This window comes from Halorubrum sp. AJ67 (assembly GCF_000513435.1).
Genome location: NZ_CBVY010000010.1, coordinates 108,868 through 110,892, shown reverse-complemented (window position 1 = coordinate 110,892; position 2,025 = coordinate 108,868). Strand labels below are relative to the sequence as shown.

Below are 2,025 nucleotides of genomic sequence, written 5' to 3'. Positions count from 1 at the left end.
CGTTAAGTCGATCCGGCGAGTTCCGATCCCATGGACTACTCCCTCGCCGTCGAGAACGGGCCGGAAACGATACCGGGCGGGACCGGACTCTTGCTCGTCCACCCGAGCATCGGCGAGACCGACCGGATCGACACCGACTTCCTGAAGACCGACACCGACGCGTTCCTCGTCGTCTCCACGCGGACCACCGCGCGCGAGGTCGAACAGAAGCTGGAGTACTACGACGTCGACGAGACGAAGGCGACCATCCTCGACACGCTCTCAGTCGAGCGGGGCTACTCCCGCCGGACGTCCGACGACGTCTACTACGTCTCCGCGCCCGACGACCTCGACGGCGTCGTCGACCGCGTCGAGCGCTTCCTCACTGAAAACGAGGGGAAGCGACGCGTCTCGGTCGACTCGCTCACCGAGATGGCCTACTACGCCGACGACGACGCTGTGTACGAGGCCGCCGCCGAGATCCTCGACCTCCTCGACGAACACGACGCGGTCGGCATCTTCCACCTCTCGGAGGAGGTCCACGAGGTTGCCACCCTCGACCGGTTCCGGGAGCTGTTCGACGGCGTCATCGACCTCGACGGCGACGGGAACGTCGTCGTCGACCTCTGACGGTCGCGTCTGGCCGGGAATTCCCGTTTCACTCCTCGTCGACGAGCGCCGCGAACGTCTTTTGTGTCCACCTCACGGCGTAGGCCGCCCCGCGGTCCCGGTAGGCGGCCGTGTCGAGCGCGCCGTACGGCGCTGGGAGGTCCAGATCGTGTTTGACCGCCGAGCAGGCGTACTCCGTCGCGCTCGGGAAGTCGGTGTCGCCGCGGGCGACCTCGGTCGAGAGCTCGCCGAGCCGACCCGAGAGCCGGTCGCCCGCGTCCTCCCACGCGTCGAACAGCCGGGGGTACTCTCCGGTCCACGACGCGAACTCCTCGCGGGTGTGAAGCCCGACCCACGCGTCGAACAGCGCGTTCGCGACCTGAAACACGTCGGCCGGGCCGAACCCCGTCGTCGACGCCCCCGTCTCCGGGTCGGGACGCCGGATCGCCGCGTCGAGGTCGCGGTAGCGCTCGCCGAAGAAGGGGAGGAACGTCTCGGGGAGGCCGGGCGCGTCGCCGGCGGTCGAGGCGGCGTCGGCAGTCGAAGCGGCATCGTCGCCGCCGACGGCCCCCGAAGCCGGCTCGCAGCCGATCTGGACCAGTCGCTCGGCGATCAGGAACGCGAGGAAGTCGTCGGGCGTCCCCTCCGCGCGCCGCTTGACGAGGACGGCTGGCGGGTCGGTCTGGGTCGTTCGAACGACGGTCCCGTCGCCCGGGAGACCGACCGTGAACGCCGGCCCCGCGTGCTTTCGGAGGAGGTCCGGCACCGCCTCGGGGAGCCACTCGGCGGGGTACGAGGCGGGAGCGAGCGCGTCGACGAAGAGGCCCAGATCCTCCGCCGCGGCCGGCGGGAGCGTCTCGAAGTCCGTCTCGACGTCGAGGACGGGCGATCCCGGCGCGTACCGGTCGCGGACCGCCGCGAGGTCGTCGTCGAGCGACCGGGTCGAGAACATCAGCCGAGGACGTACGAGAGGATGATGAGCACCGAGAGGACGGCCGAGACGCCGACCGTTCCGACCACGATCTTCGTTGATTTGGACATGCGCGTTTCTGGGTCCGCCGCTCGTTAAAATCAACCGGTCGCCGTCGACCGCGCGGCAGCGACTTTATGTCTTCGGGCGACAGTACGACGGTATGCGAGTCCGTGACGCGGTCGAGGCCGACGCGACGGCCCTGGCGTCGATGACGGGGCGGCCGAGCGGCGTCGTCCGCGACATGATCCACGACCGCTCGGTGCGCGTCGCGGTGACGGACGAGTCCGGGCAAACGGAAGCCGCGGACGACGGGGGCGGAGAGACAGAAGCCGCGGACGACGACGAGACCCCCGCGGATTCGGTCGAGGGGTTCGTCGCGTTCGACGTGCGCGACGGGACGGTCCACGTGACGAACTTCGAAGGCGGCCCGGAGGGGATCCGCCGGCTGTTCGAGGAGCCGGTGG

At 69.8% G+C, this 2,025-nt stretch carries 2 protein-coding genes and 1 pseudogene; 2 read left to right on the top strand and 1 reads right to left on the bottom strand.

Annotated features, from left to right (window positions below):
* Positions 1–30: 30 nt before the first annotated feature.
* Positions 31–609: a hypothetical protein gene (locus BN903_RS09890; protein ID WP_048077569.1), complete on the top strand. Its 579-nt coding sequence runs from the start codon at positions 31–33 to the stop codon at positions 607–609.
* 28 nt (positions 610–637) lie between these two features.
* Here BN903_RS09890 and BN903_RS09885 read toward each other — a convergent pair whose 3' ends face one another.
* On the bottom strand, positions 638–1,540 hold the full coding sequence (locus tag BN903_RS09885) for a hypothetical protein (RefSeq protein WP_048077568.1): 903 nt from the start codon (positions 1,538–1,540) through the stop codon (positions 638–640).
* 181 nt (positions 1,541–1,721) lie between these two features.
* On the opposite strand from BN903_RS09885, the pseudogene BN903_RS17475 reads away from it, so the two are divergent.
* Positions 1,722–2,025: pseudogene (locus BN903_RS17475) on the top strand (hypothetical protein); the annotation flags it as partial.

Excerpts from the sequence above, each read along its gene's own strand:
- BN903_RS09885 (WP_048077568.1), bottom strand. The coding sequence starts at position 1,540 with ATGTTCTCGACCCGGTCGCTCGACGACGACCTCGCGGCGGTCCGCGAC.
- BN903_RS09890 (WP_048077569.1), top strand. The coding sequence starts at position 31 with ATGGACTACTCCCTCGCCGTCGAGAACGGGCCGGAAACGATACCGGGC.